Below are 21,071 nucleotides of genomic sequence, written 5' to 3'. Positions count from 1 at the left end.
TGGTTAATATATTGATTTTTAATATTTTAAGTTTAAAATAAAATCACTATAGGTTTTTCTTATAGTAGTGTTTTGGGGTAATTTGGGGCTATTCTTCAACCCTGTTATCGTCAAAAGAGGAAGGTAGTAATTTAGGAATTAATTTAATGAATATTGGCAAAAGAACTGCCCCTCCTGGGAGAATGAAAATTGCCAACGAAGGGATACTTTTAAAAATATCCACTAGGTGATTTTGTACTTTTTTCTTCTCTTCGGGGCTAAGATCCCTGACTGTTGATTTTGATAATAAGGTGACCAATTCCTTACTTTCCGAAAGTTCTTTTTGTAGACGTTTGCTGTTTCTTAGAATCAGTTTGTTTACTATTTTGGACATGCTATCATAAAATTGGACAGCCAAATTATGATCTTTTAGATGGGGTATTTTGTCGACATTTAATTGAAAAAATCCGGTAACATCGTGTAGCGATTTTGCTATATCATTTTGGTCAAAACCAAGGTCCGTTCCCAAGCCAAAAATAAATTCCGATTCAGTATAATCCAATGACTGATCTTCCCATACCGTCAAGCATGCCACATCCAAAAAATATCTGTTTTCCAAAGTGGAATATTTGTTGACCAGTTCATTTCTATAGGAGCCATCAAAATCCTCTTTTACACTTTCAATAAAGGTCAGAGAGGAGGCAAAAAGTTGCGCCAATCTTTCGTCACTCTTGTTTTTCTCTTTAGAATTTAAGGTGTGATATGTAATATTTATGGTAATATGTTCCAGCCGTTGGGCATACTCTTTTATGGATGTTTCACCTTCAAGATATCTTTTAAAACTAAGAACATCTATAAAAAGCAGTGAATTGGTTATGATGTTATTGAAGGTCTTGCTGATAACGTTGTCCTCCAGATATATCCTGGAATTTAATAGGTTTTCCAGTTTGGAAGATGTTTTCTTTCCTGTCAGGAATTTGTTTAAAAAGGAAATTCTGTTAATTCCCAAGTCTTTATAAAACATAAAGATGTATCCCAAAAAGGCTTCAAAATTGGATTCCTTGTGTTTAAGCTTATAGGTGAAATAGAGGGCGGTTATTAAATTGATCTTTGCTTTTTCATCTTCGGACAAGGGAACCTCCTTTATGATAAAAGGAGGGATATCCAAGTTGATCCCATAAACAAAGCCGGTACTTTTTAGAAGGGAATATAAATCTTTGAAGGAGTCAAAGTAATCATTATTGTCCTTAACAAGATACCCAAATTTATCTATCCAACCAGAGGCCGAAGGATTCATAGATCCAAATTTTAGAGGGTAAAATTAAATTAAAATATGGGACTACATTCTTAATGGGTCTTTTTTTTGGTGGATGGCGCTATTGATGCATTAACATAATATTAACAATTAAAACCAAACCCTTGGAATTGAACCTCCGTAGGTAAGGATGATTTTAATCTAAAAATAACTTATTATGAAAAAGACAAAATTATTATTTGGAATTGGCTTGCTAGGGGTAGCAGGCGCTATTTTGGTAGCGGCAGATCACATAGACGCTCCGTCCTCCATGGGCACTTCAGCGGATATTGCGGATTTTTACGGATTCGAACCTTCCGAAGGATCGGATAATACAGTTTTTGTGGTGGACCTGCAGTCCAATGTACTACCGGATTTGGCTTATGGAAGCTTTGATGAAATGGTTTTAACCGAAATCAATATCGATACGGATGGGGATTTGGTAGAGGACTTGGTAATCCAGGCCATACCTAAAGATGGTAAAATGTATTTTTTTGGACCTGTAAAGCCAACAAATACTGGATTGGACAGTCAAGTTATGGTAAACTCGCCTTTAGGAAGTGTTGAAATTTCCGGGACAACGGCCATTAAGGCATCAACTGCGAATGGGGCAACATTATTTGCCGGGCCTAGGCAGGATTCATTTTTCTTCGATTTCTTTCAGTTTAATGCCGTTATCGGCGGAATGGCGCCAGGTGGATTTAAATCAGCGGATGAGGCAGTGGATACCTTTGAAGGTAAAAACACCATGTCTATTGTAGTAGAGGTGCCAAACTCCTTATTGGGAGTGCCTACTGGCCAGAATGCATTGGGGTTGGGGGTTTATAAGACTTGGGTTACAACAAACAAAAAACAATAATCATTTAACTAATTAAAATTATAATTATGAAACTAAATACAATAAAATTTGCGTTACTGCCAATCTTAGGATTGGCTATGATGACTTCCTGTAATAATGATGACGACATGATGGATCCAATAGCTATGGCCACTTGTGATGATGGAATTATGAATGGAAGTGAAACTGGAGTTGATTGTGGTGGTTCCTGTGAACCTTGTATAACGGCAGTGGATTTTTCTGGCAACTATACACAAGTAGACCATATGGGGAGACCTGGTATAAACACGGTTTTCGGTTTTGACATGGAGGGCCAGCTCAGTGTAAAAGATGCACATAACAGGACTATTCCTTCTGAAATGGCAGCTACTTTCCAAGCAGGTTATGAAGCTCGATTGGAGCAATATTATGACGTGTATGCCGATCTTTTGGGAATTGACCCTGCCGCCCTTAATTATGAGAATAATATTTTGGGACTGGATGCCGCTACCCTTACGACGTACTTGGCGGCAGATGTATTGGAGATTTCTCCCAATTTGCCCACCACTTATTTTGATCCGAGAACAGATTTTGACAACGATGGAAGGATATTGGTTCCGGACGGGGATGAGGTTGCTTTAACTGGTAGAAAGTTGACAGACGATGTTATTGATGTGTCCTTAATACTATTGTTTGGTGGGGCTGAAGGAGATCGTTTTGACGGGTCCGATAAAAATATGGATGGTAGCCCGGACACCCCTAGGTTAACTTCGGACGGTGTTGCCTTAACAGCTACTGTCTCTGCAAGTTTTCCCTATGTGGGCAATCCGGAATAGGCTTTTATCTATGAACTTGGCCATGATAATTTTTGACAGCGCGCTATAATTAGGTGGACGAAACATTTAATGGCGAATTGCAACTGCCTGTCCGCCCGTTCCGATACGGACGGGAATGAAGAAGTCGGGCAGGTCTGATTGAAAAATAAACAATAAAATTTAAGCAGATGAAAAGGAGGATAGGGGAGGACGGTAATAGTTCTCCCTTGTTTAAAAATCATCAATTAGAAATTTAAACCTGCAACTATGAAATATACACTTCTATTAATGGTACTGCTTATGGTGGTATCCTGCTCGCAAGAGTCCCCGGAGAAAATTACGGACATCCAGGATTATAATATTTTTCTCAGTGATGTAGAATCCAAGAAAACATCTAAATATTTTGAACAATGGAATTCCATGATCAAGCCAGATAGCATGCAGCTTATGAGTTTTGGAATCGTTGCTGGGGAATATAGTAGATATTTTCAGGAGACTGGAGATATTTCTCAACTTAAAATGGCTGAAAAAGCCCTGAAAAAAGCGGTTGATATCGCAGCCATCGGAAAATCTGGATATCAGAGGGCTTTGGCCCGCAACTATATTTCACAACATCGCTTCAAGGAGGCATTGGAACTTGCCAATTCGTCCAGGAGTATTGGCAGTGGGGTTATCGAGTCGCAGAAATTACTTTTTGATGTCCATATGGAACTGGGTAATTATGTAGATGCCGAACAATATCTGGATAGTATAAAGAATATGTCCGATTTTGATTATTTGATTCGATTGGCCAAATGGAACGATCACAAAGGAGATTTGGAAACAGCCATTAATTTTATGGAGAAGGCAAAGGAAAATGCCGAATCTTCAAAAAATTCCTCCTTAATGTTGTGGTCCTATACCAATTTGGCGGATTACTATGGTCATGCCGGAAGAATACAGGATTCATATGAACACTACTTAAAATCACTGAAATTGGATCCCCAAAACGCTTATGCCAAGAAAGGAATTGCTTGGATTGTCTTTTCATATGAAAAAAATCCAGAAGAGGCATTGCGTATTTTGGATTCCATTACCAAAAATTACAGGTCTCCGGACTATTTCCTGTTGAAGGCCGAGATAGCGAATTATATGGGGGACACCTTGCAATTGACTCATAATTTGGACACCTACGCCATAGCCGTAGACAATCCTAGTTATGGCGCTATGTACAATGTTTACAATGCAGGCATGTATTTGGAACTAACGGAACAGTTCCATAAGGCCCTGAAGGTGGCAGAAATTGAAGTGGACAATAGGCCTACACCGGAATCCTATCATCTTTTGGCCTATAGTTATTTTAAACTTGATGAAAATGAGAAGGCCCTAGAGATTGTTAGAAAGTATATTGAGGGCAAAACCTTTGAACCAACAATACTTTATCGTACCGCGGAGATTTATAAGGCCACTGGGGAGTATTCCAAACTTGCGGAAATAAAGGAGGAATTATTGGGTGCGATCTATGAACTTGGTCCTTCTATGGAAAGTAAAATTTTGAATCTGTAAATACGGGAAATTGGATTGAACCATACACTTTATGTATAAGGTGGGGTTTAATCTTGTGAATGTGTGTTTAGTGGTTTTTTAGGTGGAAACACCATGGCAAATACTGTTGTGGTGTTTTTTTATTTGAGGAGTAGGATTAGCAATCCCAACAGGGCCACAACAATAAAAATATAAATATAAGTTTCCTTTGTACGATCTCTTAGGGCCCTATTTTTAATTCTTTCCTTGATTTTCTTTAATTCTATTTCGGAAACTGTTTTGAAGTTTAGTTTTGTAAGTGCGGGCACAGAATCGGAATATATATTGTCCCTATTGCTATCCCTAAACTTTGCCCTATTGGAAGGTTTTAAAGAGCGATTCTGATTCACTCTATTATTCATGTCTTGAATACTTCCGCTCATATCAAAGTTTTTGGGCTACTTTTAATTTAACTTAAAAATAGCCCAAAAAAGATTCAAATACAAAGTTTTATTAGTGAAACACAATTTTGAGAAGTCAGTAAGCCGCACTGAAAATTGCAAGTTGAACTAATCCCGCCTTTTTCGGCGGGATCTATGTTCAATACCTCGACCCTTGGGTCGATTCCTATTATTGGGTTCAGGGTTTGCCCTGAGGTTTAATACCTTTTATTTTATTCCTATAGCTTACTCCCATTCTGTATGGAAGATGCCTTCCATATCTGTCCTTTCATAGGTGTGCGATCCAAAGTGATCTCGCTGCGCCTGGATAAGGTTTAAAGGTAATCTGCCAGAGGTGTAGGCATCAAAATACGTCAATGAGTTGGAAAGACCTGGCAATGGAATGCCATTTTTGGCTCCATATGCCACAAGATTTCTGGTGGCCCCTACGGTAGATTGTACCTTGGGGACAAACTGGGACGATAAAAGTAGGTTGGGTAATTGCTTGTCCTTGGTAAAGGCTGTGGATATGTCTTCCAACAAACCGGCACGGATAATACATCCCGCTCTCCAAATTTTGGCTATTACGGATAGGTCCAGATCATAACCGTATTCCTTGGAGGCATCCGCTAATTGATGAAGTCCCTGTGCATAAGTGGTAATAAAGGAAAAGTACAGGGCTTCCTCCGCCCATTTGGCCATCTCCTTTTTATCCATTATGGCTGGTTCCGGCCTGTTATACAACTTGTCGGCCAAAACCCTTTCTTCTTTTAAGGCCGAAATTTCCCTCATGCTTACGGCTATGTCTATACTGGGAATTGGAATACCAAGGTCCATTGCATTTTGGGATGTCCATTTTCCAGTACCTTTTTGTTTGGCCTTGTCCAAGATTTTATCTACCAATCTGCCGTCGCCTTTGTCGTCTTCCTGCTTAAATATTTCTGCTGAAATTTCTATTAGAAAAGATTGTAGTCTGCCCTTGTTCCATGAATCGAATACGGCATGAAGTTCATCATTGCTGTACTTGCCTGCTTTTTTAAGGAGGTCATATATTTCGGAGGTAAGTTGCATTAGGCCATATTCAATGCCGTTATGTACCATTTTCACATAGTTTCCTGCAGATTTAGGTCCCAAATAGGCTACGCAGGGCTCCCCTTTAAATTTGGCGGAGACAGCTTCAAATATAGGTTGTACCTCCTTGTAAGCTTCTTTATTTCCTCCAGGCATTATGCTGGGACCCCTTCTGGCACCTTTTGCACCTCCAGAAACACCGGAACCAAAAAAGTGTATTCCCTTGCCTTGTAGATAAGCTTCCCTTCGATCGGTATCGGTAAAAAAGGAATTTCCACCATCTATGATTAGGTCGTTTTTATCCAAATATGGTAATAGGCTTTCAATTACGGAGTCCACAATTTTACCGGCAGGCACTAAAAGCATGATTTTTCTTGGCTGCGATAAGGATTGTACGAAGTGTTCGATATTTGTGGTTGCGTTTACTTTTTTGGTATCCTGTCCTTCTACGATCAGTGCATTTACTTTTTCATCATCAAGATCGTATCCCATTGCCGAAAAGTTGTTGTCCGCAACGTTCAAAATAAAATTGCGCCCCATCACACCTAGGCCGATCAATCCAAAATCATATGTGTTTTCCATGTTTTTTCCTTAAAGTTATTTAACAAAATAAAGTGGCTTTTGTTAAGTGTCCTTGTTTATAAATGTATAATCTAAATTAGTTTTATCTTCGCACGATAATTCAAAAATCAAAAATAGTCAATTAAACGGTTTTTAGAACCAAAGTTTTAAAATCCCAACAAATTGCACAAAACTTCCAATAATTATAATATGAACAAAACAGCAAATCAAATGCTTGTTATTTTTGGGGCATCAGGAGATTTAACTGCTAGAAAGCTGGTACCAGCGCTATTTAATTTATATAAGGCAAAACAACTTCCTGAAAACTTCGTGGTATTGGGAGTGAGTAGGAGTAACATGACCGATGGTGAGTTCCGGAGAAAGGTGGTCCAGGAAAGTACTTACTTAAAGGATAAGGTAAAGGATGCTTCCTCAGATTTTATAAACACTTTTGCCGATAAGTTTTTTTATGAGGACCTGGGCGAGGATTACAATAAGGTATACAATAAGTTGGCAACCAGAATATCGGATCTGAACAATAAATTCAGTACCGGGGAAAACTATATCTTCTATCTTTCAACCCCTCCAAGTCTATACGAGGTAATTGCAAAAAACCTTTCTGAGCAAGGTTTAAATAACGAAACCAACGGATGGAAGCGTATTATTGTAGAAAAGCCTTTTGGTTACAGTTTGGAAACGGCCAAAAAACTTAATATAGGTCTCCAAACGTACTTTAATGAATCCCAGATTTATAGAATTGACCATTATTTGGGCAAGGAAACAGTTCAGAATTTATTGGTGACCCGTTTTTCCAACAGTATTTTTGAACCATTATGGAACCGAAATTACATACACCATATAGAAATCACCAATGCCGAAAGTGTTGGTGTTGAAAAAAGGGGTGGCTATTATGATAAATCGGGTGCGCTTCGGGATATGTTCCAGAATCATTTATTGCAGATAGTCTCTTTAATTGTAATGGAACCACCAATAGATGCCAGCGCCCAAGAAATTAGAAACGAAAAGGTGAAGGCTTTAAAATCATTGCGAATTATGCGCGATGAGGAAACCTTATATAATAATACGGTAAGGGGGCAATACCTGGCATCTGTTATAGACGGTAAAAAAGTTAAAGGATATAGGGAAGAGGAAGGTGTAGATCCCAACTCCAAAACGGAGACCTATGCCGCTATTAAATTTTTTGTGGATAATTGGAGATGGAAAGACGTTCCCTTCTATGTGCGCACCGCCAAAAGAATGCCTACCAAGGTAACCGAAGTGGTAATTCATTTTAAATCGCCACACCACCAAGTATTTAAAAATTCTGATATGAACAATAAGGACAACCAGTTGATCATCAGGATTCAACCAGATGAAGGTATCCTTATTAAGTTTGGGGTAAAAGTTCCGGGACAAGGTTTTACGGTAGAACGTGCCAATCTAGATTTTTACTATTCCAATTTGGCAGATAACAATGTCATGGACGCTTATGAAAGATTGTTATTGGATGCCATGCAGGGCGACGCTACCCTTTATGCCAGAGCGGATGAGGTGGAAGCGGCGTGGGAGTTTGTAGATCCTATCCTGGACTATTGGAAGAATGGTTCGGATGTTAACATATACGGTTATTCCTCTGGAGTTTGGGGTCCAACCAATTCGGACCGTTTGTTGGAAGGGGACTTGAAGTGGAGGAATCCAGGAGAAAACTTGGCCGACGATCCAGGTTTCTGTGTTATAAAGTAAATATCAAATAAAAAAAATATAATAGATGCACATTAATATAGCGCCTACCAAAACAGAAGTTGCCAAAAATTTTTCCGATTATCTGGAAGAACTGATAAAAGAAAATAATACAACCCATATTGCCTTGTCCGGAGGCAGTACCCCTAAGGTGGTCTTTGATTATATGGCAGTGCATTATAAGGATGTGGATTGGTCTACGGTTCATTTGTATTGGGGCGATGAACGATGTGTTCCTCCTACGGATTCGGAAAGTAATTACAAAATGACGGTAGACCATTTATTGTCCAAGATTGATATACCCAAGGATAATATTCATCGTGTTCTCGGGGAAGACATACCGGAATTGGAGGCCGGACGATATGGAAAGATCCTGGAGGAGGAATTGCCCATAGTGAACAACATCCCTCAATTTGATTTGGTGATCCTTGGTATGGGTGATGACGGACATACGGCATCAATATTCCCTCATGAAATTGGTCTATGGGATTCAACAAATAACTGTGAAGTCGCAATACATCCGGATTCCGGTCAAAGAAGGATTACCATTACCGGTAAGCTGATCAATAACGCCAAAACGGTAGCGTTTTTGGTGACGGGTAGTAGTAAGGCGGAAAAAGTAAGGACCATACTCACAAAGGAGGAAGGCCATGAGAATTATCCGGCATCCTTGGTAGCACCTTCATCCGGTGAATTAATTTGGTTCTTGGACGAGGAGGCCGCTGCCCATATCAACTAAGCGGTATCCAGATTAATTTTTACATTTTCGTTGTCCAAATCCTTTAAGTGGTCATTCATTTTAAATTGGGATGATTCAAATTGACTGCTGCGGGACATTGCCTGTTTCTTTCGTTGAATACTTCGGCAGAACCTTCGAACCCCCTGTTCGTCTTCAATGATTAGGCCGGGTACAGGGGTACTGCGACCGTCCGCATCTTTGGCTACCATAGTAAAATAGGAGCTATTGCAATGTTTCTTTTTACCAGTGGTTACATTTTCAGATTCCACACGAACACCTATAACCATAGAGGTGCGTCCAGTATAATTTACCGAGGCCTTAAGTGTGATCAGTTCGCCAACTTCAATGGGATTTAAAAAATCTACCTTGTTCACGGACGCTGTTACACAATATTTTCTTGAATGCTTTGAGGCGCAGGCAAAGGCTATTTGATCCATTAGGTTTAATATGTGGCCACCGTGTACCTTGCCGCCAAAATTGGAATGGGACGGCAGCATTAACTCGGTTATGGATATTCTGGATTGTCTGGCAGTTTTAAATTTGTCCATTGTTTTTAGTTTAAGTGGGGAGAGTTTTCCTTTTCAACAGAAGTGATAAAATATTTGGTATCACCTAACCAAAAAAAGGTCCTGTAGCGCTCAATATAAGTCACTTTAACATACGACCCCTGATATTCCTTCAACTTGTCAATTACATCGTCCTTTATGACCGAGAAGGAAAATATTTGTGCCCCGGATATTCCTTGGCTAATCTCACCTTCCCATGTCTTTATGAGTACTCCTTTATGACTAATTTTAATTAGTTCCCCCGAACGGATACCTTCGCTATAAGGAACAAAATATACAAAGGAAAAATAGGCTGCCATAATTAGGACTAGGCCAAGTACGGTTAATCCGAGTATCTTTTTCATATTAATTCTTCATTAGGTTATAGCAGCGTTAAGGGTTCCTCGTTTTCGTCATCATCATCCTGTGCTCTTTTAAGTAAGGATTCGGGGATGGATTTTTTTGCCTTGGCACCCATTTTCTTTAATTTCTCAATACTGGTAATGATATTCCCTCGGCCATCTACCAATTTGTTCATAGCTCCCTTGTATTCGGATTTTGCTTCGTCCATCTTTTTGCCCACCTTCATCAAATCCCCAACAAAACCCTCAAACTTATCATATAACGCTCCGGCCTGTCGTGCAATTTCAATGGCGTTGCGCTGTTGTTTTTCATTGTTCCACATCGTATCTATAGTGCGTAAGGTAGCTAATAGGGTAGAAGGGGTAACTATAATTATGTTCTGTTCAAATGCTTTGTTGTACAGGGAGTTATCGTTGTTTATTGCAATGGCAAATGCAGGTTCTATGGGAACGAACATCAGTACAAAATCCGGACTTTCCATTTCATAAAGGTCCTCGTATTTCTTGGCCGAAAGTTGGTCTACATGTCTTCTTAAGGAATTGATATGATCTTTAAGGAATTTGTCCTTTAGTTCATCCTCGGCGTTTACATATCGCTCATAATCCGTAAGGGAAACCTTGGAATCCACGATCATTTTTTTGCCATCGGGCAGGTTAATGATAACATCGGGCAGCACTCGACTTCCATCTTCACGAGTAAAGCTTTGTTGTACCGTATATTCCCGATCTTTTTCCAGGCCCGACTTTTCCAGGACACGTTCCAATACCAATTCTCCCCAATTCCCTTGCATTTTACTGTCTCCTTTTAGGGCTTTGGTAAGGTTTTCGGCTTCTTGCGTAATTTTGAGGTTTTGTGTTTGAAGATTGGCCAATTGTTCCTTTAAGGCAGAATGCATACCTACGCTTTCTTTTTGGCTGTCCTCTACCTTTTTTTCGAAAAGAATTATTTTTTCTTGTAAGGGGGTCAATATATTTTTAATGTTTTCCCTGTTCTGTTCAGTGAATTTAGTGCTTTTTTCATCCAAAATCTTATTGGCCAAATTCTCGAATTCCTTGGTGAATTTTTCCTGTAATTTTTCTACCTCCCCTTTTTGTTCCCTGTTTTTTAGGTCTAAATTCTCTATTTCCGCCTGATAGCGGACTATCTGATTGCCCAATTGTTCCTTTTCGGATTGTAATCGTGCCTTGTACTCCTCAGCAGCCAATAGTTTCTGTTCCAGGGCGCTCAAGTTGGTTCTCAACTGTTGTTCCCGCTCCAAAAGTGCGCTTTGGCTGGATTTTGTTTTTAGATTTTGGATATAATTCCCTAAGAAATATCCAATTGCAAGGCCAACTATGGCAAGGACTGCATATACTAGCAATTCATTCATTTAATTATTGATCTTTGCTGTAAAGATAGTGGATTGTGTTAAAAAAAAGTGATGTTCACTTTTATTACTTATTAACTCTAAAAGAACCTGTTTCGGCATCGAAAGTAATGGTATTTGAGGGGAACAGATTTTCAAAACTTTTCATTCGAATCAATTCGCAAGGTGATCCAAAGGTGCTCTGGTTTTTTTCCAATATCAACATTTTGTCGCACAGTTGGATTGCAATTTCAATTTCATGGGTAGTAAAGAGAATGGTCTTTTTTGTTGTATGGGCAATAGATTTGAGCAGTTTCAATATTTGGACCTTATGGTATAGGTCCAAATGTGTTGTAGGCTCATCCAGTAAAATTAGCTGGGTGTCCTGGGCTATGGCCCTGGCTATCATTACGCGCTGCAATTGTCCATCACTAAGCTCATAGCATTTTTTGGACCTTAATTCTGAAATCTGTACCATGTCCATGGCCAAGGAGATCTTTTCCTTATCATCCTCAGTAAGGGTCCCTATCCAATTGGTGTATGGTTGCCGTCCTAAGCTGATGAGCTCCTTCACCGTTAAATTTTTGGAAGCAATGGGTTCTGTTAAAACAACACTTATTTCAGCAGCCAGTTCGGCTATAGTATGTTGTTCCAAAGGCAGCTTGTTCAAAGTGATACTACCGGATAATTTGGGCTGTACATTGCCGAGTGTGCGCAATAAGGTGGATTTTCCTATACCATTAACACCAACAATGGCCGTAAGTTCACCTTTGGCCAAGGAAAAATTGATATCCTTGGCAATGCAGGACTGTTGCTTCTTGTTGGAATAGCCAATGCTTAGGTTTTCCGTTTTTAGGGCGATATGGGGAGTACTTGTATCTATCTGAGGTGAATTTTTGTTGCTAAGTTATTGGTTTTTGCCGTTTTATTATCTCTTTATACTGAACTTATCCATAGAAGTTGCTCTACTTCTGCCCGAAATTAATCGGAAGTTAAAAAATCATTTTCCTTTTTCTTAGTAGCAGCCAAATAACCACCGGTGCCCCAATGATCGATGTTATGGCGTTGATGGGTAAAACACTGGCCGAATTGGGCATTTGGGCAATTGTATCGCAGATCAGCATCAAAATGGCACCGTAAATCAATACGGCCGGAACCAAAACTTTATGATCGGTGGTGTTAAAAATTTGTCGGGTCAAATGGGGTACCGCCAGGCCTATAAAGGCAATGGGTCCGGCAAAAGCCGTTACACCACCTGCCAACAGTCCCGTGGCAACAATGATGGAATATCTGGATCGCTTCATATTTACGCCCAGACTCTTGGCGTAACTTTCTCCCAATAATAGGGCGTTCAATGGTTTTATGGAAAAAATACTGATCAAAATCCCGATCGCTATTATCATTAATAACAACAAAAGTTGATTCCACGATAAATTTCCTATACTTCCAAAAGACCAATATACATATTGCTGTAATTTTTCGGCTGAGGAAAAATAAGACAGCACGCTCACTACTGCGGTGGTAATGCTACCGAACATTAGGCCAATGATAAGAAGGGCCATGGTGTCCTTTACCTTTGCGGCAACTACCATGACCGCCAAAAGCACCAGAAAGCTTCCTATACTGGATGCCAATGCCAAAGAAATATCATTTACCATACCCAAAAAAATACCAGAGAATAGGGCGGACCCTAAAATCAATAGGGCAGCGCCTAAACTTGCGCCGGCGCTTATACCAAGGACAAAGGGCCCGGCCAATGGGTTTCTAAATAAGGTCTGCATCAATAAACCGCTCAAGGCCAAACCACTGCCCACCAATATGGCGGTAAACGCTTTGGGAATACGGTAGTTCCAAATAATATAGCTCCAAGAATCCACTTTGGTAGTTCGGCCAATTATCGCATTCAATGTGTCCTCTAGGGGAATGGATACCGAGCCCAAGCTGATGTTCACCATGAAACAAATCGACATAACCAACAGCAGTAGGATAAAATAGATTCTATATGTCTTTAGTTGCAGCACTTAATCCAAGGGTTTAAAAAAGGTAGGTGCATAGTTCGGAAGCAGCTCCGGGTGAAAAATATATATCAGGTCTTTTAGTACCAAATCAGGTCTGTTTGGTGCCAATTCAAAATAGAGCAATCCCCCAGTTTCCCCTTTGGAATTGGCATAGGTAAAAACGTTCTTATTTCTGAAAGCGGAAAATTGGGTATAATGTCGGTTGGCCTCCCTTAGTTCCGAATAGCTACCAAACTGTGAAGGGGAGATCCAAAAATCGGCATCATGGCCTCGTTCAATTACACTTTCCAAACTTAAGGATAGACTTCCGGTTGAGGTGTTGCTGTTCCATAAATACTCGGCGTTTGCATCCTCTATAAAAGTGGAGGCCCAACTCTTTCCGCCGGGAAGGTACCATATGTCCTTATATAGTGCGCCACTTAATACCTTAGGCCTATTTTTTGCCTTTTCTGCCAAAACCTTGGCATTATTATAATTGTCCTTAATGGAATTGAAAATGCTATCCGCTTCTTTTTCCTTTTGAAAAAATGGGGCGAAAAATTTTATCCATTCTGCTTTTCCCAAAGGTGTTTCTTCCGTCCAATCCCCGTTGTATACTACCGGAATATTGGATCGTTGAATAGTTTCGTAGGCCTTGTTTTCATGGTTAATACTAAACCCTACAACTACTTCCGGATTTAAGGCAATCACCATTTCTGAATTTAGGGATTCATTGTTGCCCAATTCCTGCACCAATCCCTCATTTATTCTTTTTCTGGTCTTTGGGGATGATATGTACTTCGTATCCGGGAAGCCTATCAATTTACCGGTCTCTCCCAGTGCTTCCAATGCCGGGATATGGGTTGTAGAGGTCACAACTATGTTTTGGACGGGCACTCCAATAATGGCATTATACTCATCACTGTTTAAGATAATGGTCGACAATTTTTCTTTAGGTACCAAAGCATAGGTAAAACTTTCTTCCGATTCTGGCCAAGGTGAGGATACCCTTATAATGGTAACATCGGGCGATGTCTTTTCAATAGTAAAACCTTGGGCATAATCTATATTTGTGGGCAGCGTTAAAAAAGTACTGGAAATAGTCTCTTTTTTAGGCTGTTTGCAGGAATAAATGCATAAAAGGAATAAAAAAAGAAGGGCTTTGTTCAAGAGTCTAAAAGTTTGTTTAGGAATTCAAAAGTAGCATTAATTTCTTGAATCAAAATTTCTAAAAGCCTAACAATGGTCATAATATATTACATGTAGAGTATTTACTTTTGGGCAAATAAAAAATTATGAGAGGAGAGTCCAACACCTTAATATATATTATTGCCGCTGTCATAGCCTTGCATTTTATTGTTGGTTTTATCTGGTTGGCCTATAAGCTAAATAGAAAAAATGACAGTGGTACTTCCAAAAAAAAGTAGTAGTTTCGCAGCGAATTTTGGTTTCTATTTCCAAATATTTAGGGAATAGGATTAAAAGGGAATTCGGTGAAATTCCGAAACTGTTCCCGCAACTGTGAGCTTAATCCATATTTATTGGATGGCTATCATTTCTTCTAATACCACTGCCCTATATTCCAGGGTGGGAAGGTAAATGATAGTACGCAAGTCAGGAGACCTGCCATATTCAGCACTAAATAGAATAGATCTTCGGGAAAAGGGTCTTCTTGAATATGGAAAAAAAGCAAATATTTTTATTTTTTATTGGACTATTGGCTTTTGCCCAAGTTTTTGGGCAGAGTGACGGTGTTATTGTTTTGGACGAAGTTGTTTTGAGTGATGCCAAGCTTCTACATTTCTCCAAGGGTGCCAAAATAAGGGTTGTAAATGATTCCATACAACAAAAAAGTGGGTCGTCACTAACCGATTTATTACGCTATAATTCCAATATATATTTTAAGGAAAATGGTTATGGAATGGTTTCCTCGGCTTCATTTCGGGGTACCAACGCCCAACAGACCGCAGTAGTTTGGAATGGGATAAATATAAATTCCCAACTTACCGGTCAGACAGATTTCAATACTTTAATTCCAGGGAATTACGGCGATGTTGTTGTAAGGAGTGGCGGGGGCTCGGTGCAATACGGGAGTGGCGCAGTTGGAGGGACTGTTCTATTAAACGACAGCTTTAAGTTTAATGAAGGTTGGAGAAATAGTTTAGAGACAAGTTATGGCAGCTTTAACACCAGTAAACTGGCATTTAATACTTCGCTTGGTAAAGAAAAAACATTCTTCCATATCGGAATCAACCACATAGCTTCAGATAACGATTATAAGTATCTGGGAACAAACAGAAGAAACGAGAATGGTGCATACGATCAACTTAATTTAAATGCCAATGTTGGCTTTATTTTGTCCGATCAAAAAGTTATAAAACTGTACCACAATACCTTTAGCGGTGACAGGGATTTTTCGGGGACCTTGACGGCCCCGGCCGATGAAAATTATAGGGATTTAAATCACAGGTCCCTCATAGAATTGAGCAGCTTTAATGAACGGAAGATCGCTCGTTTAAAAGTGGGGCATTTATATGAACGTTATCGGTATTTCCCAAATAAGCAAAGGGAAGAGTTTAGCTTTGGGCAAGCCAATACCGTTTTGGCCAACTACGATTACAAATATCAATTGAACAAAATTACCTTAAATGGGATCATCGATTTTTCTTCCATTTGGGCCAAAGGGACTTCTATTGAAAATGCCCAAAGAAATTTTGTTTCCGGCACTTTTCTATTCTCCCATGAACTCTCGGATAAGTTTAATTATGGCCTAAACCTGAGACAAGAGGCGGTAAGCGATTATCAAAGCCCCTTTCTTTTTTCATTGAGCAGCAGTTATAAGGTAACGGGGAACAATACTTTAAGCTTGAACGCATCCAAAAATTATAGGGTTCCTACCTTTAACGACCTTTACTGGACAGGAGCCGCGGCTAGTGGTAATTTAGAGGTTTTGCCAGAAACCTCTTGGCAAGTGGAACTTGGGCAAACCATTCAAGTAAAAAACATAGCTCTTTCATTAAATGCCTATAGTATAACAACCGATAATTTAATTCAATGGCGACCCAATACACAAGGAATTTGGATGGCGATGAATGTTCAGGATGTTTCCCAATACGGCCTAGAACTGGGCTTTGATTGGAAATGGAAATGGGAAGATCAAGAATTGGCCTGGGAAAGTGAATATGCCTTTACCAAATCATTGGACAATGCAACAAAAAATCAATTACTGTATGTGCCAGAGCATTTGTTGAGGTCAAATGTGGCCTATCAATTTAAGAAGTGGGTAGCCTCTTATCAATTTTTATATAATGGGTCTGTCTACACCACAACCGATAATAGTGATAGCTTGCCCTCTTATACCCTTGGCAACTTAGGATTGGATTACCATTTGTCGGACATTTCCAAAATCAAATTTATTTTAGGGATGAGGGTGAATAACCTGTACAATAAAAATTATCAGAATGTGGCCTATAGGCCCATGCCCAATAGAAATTTTCAACTACAATTAATTACTAAATTTTAAAACAGCTAAAACAAATGAAGATTAGAAATGTATTTTTTTCCTTGTTGATTATCGGCCTTTCATGGTCATGTTCCAATGATGATGAGGTGATTCAGGAGCCTATGGGCGATTATGAAAATGGAATATTGGTTTCCAACGAAGGTCCCTTTAGCAACGGAACAGGAACGGTCACTTTTATTTCCGAGGATCTGTCCGTGGTAAATAACGAAATTTATAAGATGACCAACGATGAAGATCTTGGCAATGTTGTGCAGTCGATAGGTTTCACGGAGGATGAGGCGTTTATAGTGGCCAATGTCTCCAACAAAATAAATGTGGTAAATAGATATACTTTTGAAAAAATTGCGAGCATTACCGAGGGATTGAACAATCCAAGGTATTTCATTGAAGCTAATGGAAAAGGGTATGTTACCAACTGGGGCGATACCGCAGATGAGACTGATGATTTTGTAGCCATTATCAATCTTCAGAGTTATACCGTGGAAGGCACCATATCTGTGGTGTTGGGACCTGAAGCTATTTTAGCCAATGGCAATATGGTTTATGTGGCCCATCAAGGTGCTTGGGGACAGAACAATAAAGTTTCGGTAATCAATACCGCTTCCAATGAGGTAATAAAAACACTTACAGTAGGGGATGTGCCCAATTCCATGCAATTGGATGCCTCTGGGAACTTGTGGGTACTGGCATCAGGTAAACCTGCGTATACGGGGGATGAAACTGCAGGGGTGCTATCCAAGATCAATACTGGCACCAATGAGGTGGATAGCAATATCCAATTCGAAACTACGCAACATCCTGGGGGTTTAAATTTACACGGAGGTGATTTGTATTATAAATTAGGCGATAAGGTATACAAACAAAGTTTGTCCGCTACAAGTTTGGATCTGGATGTAGCATTGGAAGGCGTCAGTTTTTATACCATGGTCATAAACAATGGGAGATTATACGGTACTGATGCAGGTGATTATGCCAGTAATGGAACACTTACAGTTTATGATCTAAATACCAAATTGGCTATAGAAGAAATAACGGTGGGGATTATTCCTGGGGGAATTTACTTTAATTAGGTTAATGGCCTATTGAGTAGGTTTTCTTTGGCAAAGTAAATCCCAACGGTTATTTGACCATTAAGTATGTATAACCGAACCCCTCCTTTACATGGCAAGGACCAAGTAAAGGAGGGGTTTCTGTTTTATACTTCGTATGTGGTATTAATATAGGGGTACGGCTTATTGAAAAGTAATATCAACAGGTTTATCCAGATACATATTATCTTTTATAGCCGTAAACATTTTGGAGTTGGAAACTTCATTTACCGGTATTTTTACACTAAAGTCCCTTTTGGCAGTTACCCCGGTAATTTCTTGGATTGCCCTAGCTAATAAGGGCTCGTCTATATCCCCTAGAATTCCAAGATCCGCAAGATCTTCTGCTAACGCAACATCTGGGGTCAAGCCTGAGGTATAGTCCGAAAAACCTTCAGAATTTTCATTTCTTCCCATAAGCGGTTGCATTGCCCATCTATTGCTAGGGTTTATCTTGTTTTCCCTGTCGGACCTGTAGATGTAATCATTGTCTATGTCATCTACCATGGTAACGGAAAACTCGTTTTTGCCCCTGGTAGTTTCGCCAATATGGAAAACATTTACATAGGGTGCCAGTCCGTTCATGACCAATTCACTGGCCGATGCGGAACTTCCTGTTGCCAGAATATATACTTTGCTAAGGTTTAGACTGTTCAACGCTGTTCCAGAGTCTGTTTTATTAGCAAAATAATCTTCCAATTGCTCTTTATTCAACATGGATTGTATTTTGTCGTTCCATCGCTGTCTTACATATAATTCACTGGTGTTGGTACCATAAACCATACTGGCCAATAATCTTGAACTGTTTACCGAACCACCGGGGTTGTACCTAAGATCTAGCACCAATTCTGTTGCTCCGGCCGATTTAAACTGTCCAAAGACCGTATTTAGTTGTTCATTATAACTACTGGTAAAACCGTTGTACATTAGGTAGGCAATTTTGGTACCGTTGACCTCTACGGTCTTCGCTACCAATATAGGGTCCTCTTGCAATCCTTCAGATTTGGTCAAGGTTACTTCCCTGTCATTGTCCGTAACCACAGTGCCGGATATATCTGCCATACCTAGGGTATAGGTATCCGAACTTCCAAAAAGCAAGCTTATATAATTGGCGTCTGTGAGTTGAACTCCGTTTACTCTAGTAAAAATATCCCCTCTGGCTATATCTTTGGTAGAGGCATTGGAATTTGGGATTATATACCTTACATATCCAAAGAGATCCGTACTGCCCTCATTACGCGCCAATCCAAATTCCAGTCCATTGCTTTTGGTCACACCACTTAAGGAATTTACCAATGTTTCGTAATCATCCTCAACAAAACTGAAGCGATCAATAGCGGAACTGCTGCCAACTACATTGGAATGGTTGTAACAGGTTTGGTAGAAGAACTCCTCTGGATCGGTATAGGATTCAAGATAGGCCACGTAGTCATCATTTGTAGCGAACCTGTCGTCTCCTAAATTTGGTGCGTCCGCCTGCCAAAAATACCAAAGATTTAGGCCTTGCCACATAAAATTCTGCACCGTTGACTCCTTTGGATAGACGAATGCGTCATCATCCTTGTCCGAACATGAAAGAAATATGGTAATTAAAAGTAGGCCTAGGATTTTTTTCATAATGTAATTGTATTATTAACCGTGTCGCACATTTTACAAATTAGCCTATGTTTAATCCATGTAGGCTTAAGCGGCACCTTATACAGAGCACAGGCTACTGTTTTTTTGTCAAGTTTAAGGGTTTTTTGATATCCATAAACATATTGTCCTTGATCTTTGTGAACATTTTGGAACTACTTACCAATTCAACCGGCATATCTACCGTAAAATCCATTTTTGCGGTAATACCAGTAATTTCGGAAATGGCCTTGGCCAACAATGGCTCATCCATATTGCCCAATACTCCTAAATTGGATAGGTCCTCACTTAATAAAATATCAGGTGTAAGTCCGTCCGTATAATCGGAAAAGCCATTGGCATTTTCATTTCGTCCTATCAATGGTTGAATGGCCCAATGGTTATCAGGGTTGATATTATCCTCCCTATCGGGATCATAAACATTGCCATTGTCAAAATCGTCAACAAAGGTAACCGAAAATTCATTCTTTCCAGTCGTTGTGGTTCCAATATGGATTACATTTATGTAAGGGTCCAAACCATTCATAACCAATTCACTTGCCGATGCACTGCTCCCGGTAGCAATGATATATACCTTGCTTAGGCCTAACGTGTTTATAGGCGTATTGTTGTCCGTTGCGTCGGCAAAATATTCAATGAGGTCGGTCTCCTTAAACTCTGATTGCAGCTTGGTGTTATACCTGGCCTTCAGGAATACACTATTGGTATAAGTGCCATAAATCATACTGGATAATAGTCGGGCCGAATTAACAGACCCACCTGGATTGTACCTAAGGTCCAATACTAGGTCTGTAACACCGGCAGATTTAAACTCGCCAAAGGCATTATTCAACTGTTCGTCAAATTCGTTGGTAAAGCCATTGTACATTAAATAGCCAATTTTTTTTCCTCCAGTCTCCAATACCTTATTGATAAAGACTGGATTTTCGGTTAAGTTGGCTTCCTTTGTTAGCGAAACTTCCCTGTCCGTATCAGTAATAACATTATTGGAGATTTCTGCCATATTTAAGGTGTAGGTATCGTTATCACCAAATAACAGGTCTATATAGTTATCCAGGTTAAGGGTGGTGCCATTAACACCTGTAAAAATATCCCCTCTTTGGATATCTTTGGTAGAGGCATTGGAATTGGGTACAATGTAGCGTACATAACCATAAACATCATTGCTATTGGCAAACAAGCTTAAACCAAATTCCAAACCATTACTCTTTGATATTCCAGCGAAAGATTGCGTCAATTCCTTATAATCATCCGAATAAAAACTAAAGCGGTCTTCCGAGTAAAGTAATTTTTCGTCAAAAAATGTTCCCGGGTTTTCCTCGTTTTCCAAAAATGACACGTAATCGTCATAGGAAGCGAATCGGGAATCGGCTAAATCAGCTACATCACTTTGCCAAAAATAATAGGTATTCATGGTTTGCCACATAAAGTTTTGGACTGTTACATCTATCTCTTCTTCCGGGGTAGGATTAATTTCTTCCAATTCCTCGGTGAACGGGGAATCATCATTCTTACTACAATTGGTGAGGAACAAACTCAGTCCTAAGAAAGCTAATAAATACTTTTTCATAATTTTTATAATAATTGCCATAACATAATGGGTTGTGGCTCTCAAA

Annotated in this window: 19 protein-coding genes and 1 riboswitch; of the genes, 8 read left to right on the top strand and 11 right to left on the bottom strand. The window is 39.6% G+C overall.

Annotated features, from left to right (window positions below):
• Nucleotides 1-88 precede the first annotated feature (88 nt).
• Nucleotides 89-1,276 (bottom strand): LETM1-related biofilm-associated protein, encoded by a 1,188-nt coding sequence (locus BUA60_RS19010; protein ID WP_072864524.1) that lies wholly within the window; start codon nucleotides 1,274-1,276, stop codon nucleotides 89-91.
• A gap of 175 nt (nucleotides 1,277-1,451) precedes the next feature.
• Here BUA60_RS19010 and BUA60_RS19005 point away from each other — a divergent pair, with 175 nt between their 5' ends.
• The 3 genes from BUA60_RS19005 (at nucleotide 1,452) to BUA60_RS18995 (ending at nucleotide 4,450) form a co-directional block, all read left to right on the top strand.
• A complete protein-coding gene (locus tag BUA60_RS19005) occupies nucleotides 1,452-2,132 on the top strand; it encodes a DUF4331 family protein (protein ID WP_072864522.1) in 681 nt (226 codons plus the stop codon).
• 26 nt (nucleotides 2,133-2,158) lie between these two features.
• Entirely contained in the window at nucleotides 2,159-2,926 is a 768-nt protein-coding gene (locus BUA60_RS19000; RefSeq protein ID WP_072864521.1) for a DUF4331 family protein, read from the top strand.
• 246 nt (nucleotides 2,927-3,172) lie between these two features.
• On the top strand, nucleotides 3,173-4,450 hold the full coding sequence (locus tag BUA60_RS18995) for a tetratricopeptide repeat protein (RefSeq protein ID WP_072864519.1): 1,278 nt from the start codon (nucleotides 3,173-3,175) through the stop codon (nucleotides 4,448-4,450).
• Between the two features lie 119 nt (nucleotides 4,451-4,569).
• On the opposite strand, the gene BUA60_RS18990 is transcribed toward BUA60_RS18995, so the two are convergent.
• Both BUA60_RS18990 and gndA read right to left on the bottom strand, forming a co-directional pair.
• Nucleotides 4,570-4,851 (bottom strand): hypothetical protein, encoded by a 282-nt coding sequence (locus BUA60_RS18990; RefSeq protein ID WP_072864517.1) that lies wholly within the window; start codon nucleotides 4,849-4,851, stop codon nucleotides 4,570-4,572.
• A 243-nt stretch (nucleotides 4,852-5,094) separates the two neighbouring features.
• On the bottom strand, nucleotides 5,095-6,501 hold the full coding sequence (gene gndA, locus BUA60_RS18985) for an NADP-dependent phosphogluconate dehydrogenase (RefSeq protein WP_072864515.1): 1,407 nt from the start codon (nucleotides 6,499-6,501) through the stop codon (nucleotides 5,095-5,097).
• A gap of 189 nt (nucleotides 6,502-6,690) precedes the next feature.
• On the opposite strand from gndA, the gene zwf reads away from it, so the two are divergent.
• Together zwf and pgl are read left to right on the top strand one after the other, a co-directional pair.
• A complete protein-coding gene (gene zwf / locus BUA60_RS18980; RefSeq protein WP_072864513.1) occupies nucleotides 6,691-8,223 on the top strand; it encodes a glucose-6-phosphate dehydrogenase in 1,533 nt (510 codons plus the stop codon).
• Nucleotides 8,224-8,248: 25 nt separating this feature from the next.
• The gene (gene pgl, locus BUA60_RS18975; protein ID WP_072864511.1) at nucleotides 8,249-8,959 is read left to right on the top strand and encodes a 6-phosphogluconolactonase; all 711 of its coding nucleotides are present in this window, start codon (nucleotides 8,249-8,251) and stop codon (nucleotides 8,957-8,959) included.
• Here the strand turns inward: pgl and BUA60_RS18970 are convergent.
• The 6 genes from BUA60_RS18970 to BUA60_RS18945 form a co-directional block, all read right to left on the bottom strand.
• Nucleotides 8,956-9,507, bottom strand: a complete 552-nt coding sequence (locus BUA60_RS18970; RefSeq protein ID WP_072864509.1) for an acyl-CoA thioesterase — start codon at nucleotides 9,505-9,507, stop codon at nucleotides 8,956-8,958. The two genes, pgl and BUA60_RS18970, sit on opposite strands and share 4 nt — an antisense overlap.
• A gap of 5 nt (nucleotides 9,508-9,512) precedes the next feature.
• Complete coding sequence (locus BUA60_RS18965; RefSeq protein ID WP_072864507.1) at nucleotides 9,513-9,869, bottom strand: 6-phosphogluconate dehydrogenase; 357 nt, start codon at nucleotides 9,867-9,869, stop codon at nucleotides 9,513-9,515.
• Between the two features lie 17 nt (nucleotides 9,870-9,886).
• Nucleotides 9,887-11,236: a DNA recombination protein RmuC gene (gene rmuC, locus BUA60_RS18960; RefSeq protein WP_072864506.1), complete on the bottom strand. Its 1,350-nt coding sequence runs from the start codon at nucleotides 11,234-11,236 to the stop codon at nucleotides 9,887-9,889.
• Nucleotides 11,237-11,300: 64 nt separating this feature from the next.
• Nucleotides 11,301-12,095, bottom strand: coding sequence for an ABC transporter ATP-binding protein (locus BUA60_RS18955; protein ID WP_072864504.1), 795 nt, complete (start codon nucleotides 12,093-12,095; stop codon nucleotides 11,301-11,303).
• 109 nt (nucleotides 12,096-12,204) lie between these two features.
• On the bottom strand, nucleotides 12,205-13,182 hold the full coding sequence (locus BUA60_RS18950) for a FecCD family ABC transporter permease (RefSeq protein ID WP_072864502.1): 978 nt from the start codon (nucleotides 13,180-13,182) through the stop codon (nucleotides 12,205-12,207).
• A gap of 51 nt (nucleotides 13,183-13,233) precedes the next feature.
• The gene (locus BUA60_RS18945; protein ID WP_245802591.1) at nucleotides 13,234-14,379 is read right to left on the bottom strand and encodes an ABC transporter substrate-binding protein; all 1,146 of its coding nucleotides are present in this window, start codon (nucleotides 14,377-14,379) and stop codon (nucleotides 13,234-13,236) included.
• Nucleotides 14,380-14,504: 125 nt separating this feature from the next.
• On the opposite strand from BUA60_RS18945, the gene BUA60_RS23415 reads away from it, so the two are divergent.
• The 3 genes from BUA60_RS23415 to BUA60_RS18935 all read left to right on the top strand — a co-directional run bounded on the left by BUA60_RS23415 (nucleotide 14,505) and on the right by BUA60_RS18935 (nucleotide 17,802).
• Nucleotides 14,505-14,636 carry a hypothetical protein gene (locus BUA60_RS23415; RefSeq protein WP_262483049.1) on the top strand — a complete coding sequence of 44 codons (132 nt, stop codon included), beginning with the start codon at nucleotides 14,505-14,507 and terminating at the stop codon, nucleotides 14,634-14,636.
• A gap of 1 nt (nucleotide 14,637) precedes the next feature.
• Nucleotides 14,638-14,854, top strand: a riboswitch (cobalamin riboswitch).
• A gap of 33 nt (nucleotides 14,855-14,887) precedes the next feature.
• Nucleotides 14,888-16,732, top strand: coding sequence for a TonB-dependent receptor (locus BUA60_RS18940; RefSeq protein WP_072864498.1), 1,845 nt, complete (start codon nucleotides 14,888-14,890; stop codon nucleotides 16,730-16,732).
• Between the two features lie 14 nt (nucleotides 16,733-16,746).
• Nucleotides 16,747-17,802 carry a YncE family protein gene (locus BUA60_RS18935; RefSeq protein WP_072864496.1) on the top strand — a complete coding sequence of 352 codons (1,056 nt, stop codon included), beginning with the start codon at nucleotides 16,747-16,749 and terminating at the stop codon, nucleotides 17,800-17,802.
• Nucleotides 17,803-17,964: 162 nt separating this feature from the next.
• Here the strand turns inward: BUA60_RS18935 and BUA60_RS18930 are convergent, their stop codons facing one another.
• The gene (locus BUA60_RS18930) at nucleotides 17,965-19,437 is read right to left on the bottom strand and encodes a S41 family peptidase (protein ID WP_072864494.1); all 1,473 of its coding nucleotides are present in this window, start codon (nucleotides 19,435-19,437) and stop codon (nucleotides 17,965-17,967) included.
• 94 nt (nucleotides 19,438-19,531) lie between these two features.
• Nucleotides 19,532-21,025, bottom strand: a complete 1,494-nt coding sequence (locus BUA60_RS18925; protein WP_072864768.1) for a S41 family peptidase — start codon at nucleotides 21,023-21,025, stop codon at nucleotides 19,532-19,534.
• Between the last annotated feature and the right edge of the window lie 46 nt (nucleotides 21,026-21,071).

This window comes from Arenibacter palladensis, assembly GCF_900129275.1.
Taxonomy (GTDB): Bacteria; Bacteroidota; Bacteroidia; order Flavobacteriales; family Flavobacteriaceae; genus Arenibacter; species Arenibacter palladensis.
The sequence above is the reverse complement of the archived record's forward strand: the minus strand, read 5'-3'. Positions and strand labels throughout refer to the sequence as shown.

Bases quoted from the DNA above. Each gene is read 5' to 3' on its own strand.
- BUA60_RS19005 (WP_072864522.1), top strand. From the start codon at position 1,452: ATGAAAAAGACAAAATTATTATTTGGAATTGGCTTGCTAGGGGTAGCA.
- BUA60_RS23415 (WP_262483049.1), top strand. From the start codon at position 14,505: ATGAGAGGAGAGTCCAACACCTTAATATATATTATTGCCGCTGTCATA.
- BUA60_RS18995 (WP_072864519.1), top strand. From the start codon at position 3,173: ATGAAATATACACTTCTATTAATGGTACTGCTTATGGTGGTATCCTGC.
- pgl (WP_072864511.1), top strand. From the start codon at position 8,249: ATGCACATTAATATAGCGCCTACCAAAACAGAAGTTGCCAAAAATTTT.
- BUA60_RS19000 (WP_072864521.1), top strand. From the start codon at position 2,159: ATGAAACTAAATACAATAAAATTTGCGTTACTGCCAATCTTAGGATTG.
- BUA60_RS18925 (WP_072864768.1), bottom strand. From the start codon at position 21,025: ATGAAAAAGTATTTATTAGCTTTCTTAGGACTGAGTTTGTTCCTCACC.
- gndA (WP_072864515.1), bottom strand. From the start codon at position 6,501: ATGGAAAACACATATGATTTTGGATTGATCGGCCTAGGTGTGATGGGG.
- BUA60_RS18950 (WP_072864502.1), bottom strand. From the start codon at position 13,182: ATGTCGATTTGTTTCATGGTGAACATCAGCTTGGGCTCGGTATCCATT.
- BUA60_RS18930 (WP_072864494.1), bottom strand. From the start codon at position 19,437: ATGAAAAAAATCCTAGGCCTACTTTTAATTACCATATTTCTTTCATGT.
- rmuC (WP_072864506.1), bottom strand. From the start codon at position 11,236: ATGAATGAATTGCTAGTATATGCAGTCCTTGCCATAGTTGGCCTTGCA.
- BUA60_RS19010 (WP_072864524.1), bottom strand. From the start codon at position 1,276: ATGAATCCTTCGGCCTCTGGTTGGATAGATAAATTTGGGTATCTTGTT.
- BUA60_RS18940 (WP_072864498.1), top strand. From the start codon at position 14,888: ATGGAAAAAAAGCAAATATTTTTATTTTTTATTGGACTATTGGCTTTT.
- BUA60_RS18970 (WP_072864509.1), bottom strand. From the start codon at position 9,507: ATGGACAAATTTAAAACTGCCAGACAATCCAGAATATCCATAACCGAG.
- BUA60_RS18935 (WP_072864496.1), top strand. From the start codon at position 16,747: ATGAAGATTAGAAATGTATTTTTTTCCTTGTTGATTATCGGCCTTTCA.
- BUA60_RS18990 (WP_072864517.1), bottom strand. From the start codon at position 4,851: ATGAGCGGAAGTATTCAAGACATGAATAATAGAGTGAATCAGAATCGC.
- zwf (WP_072864513.1), top strand. From the start codon at position 6,691: ATGAACAAAACAGCAAATCAAATGCTTGTTATTTTTGGGGCATCAGGA.
- BUA60_RS18965 (WP_072864507.1), bottom strand. From the start codon at position 9,869: ATGAAAAAGATACTCGGATTAACCGTACTTGGCCTAGTCCTAATTATG.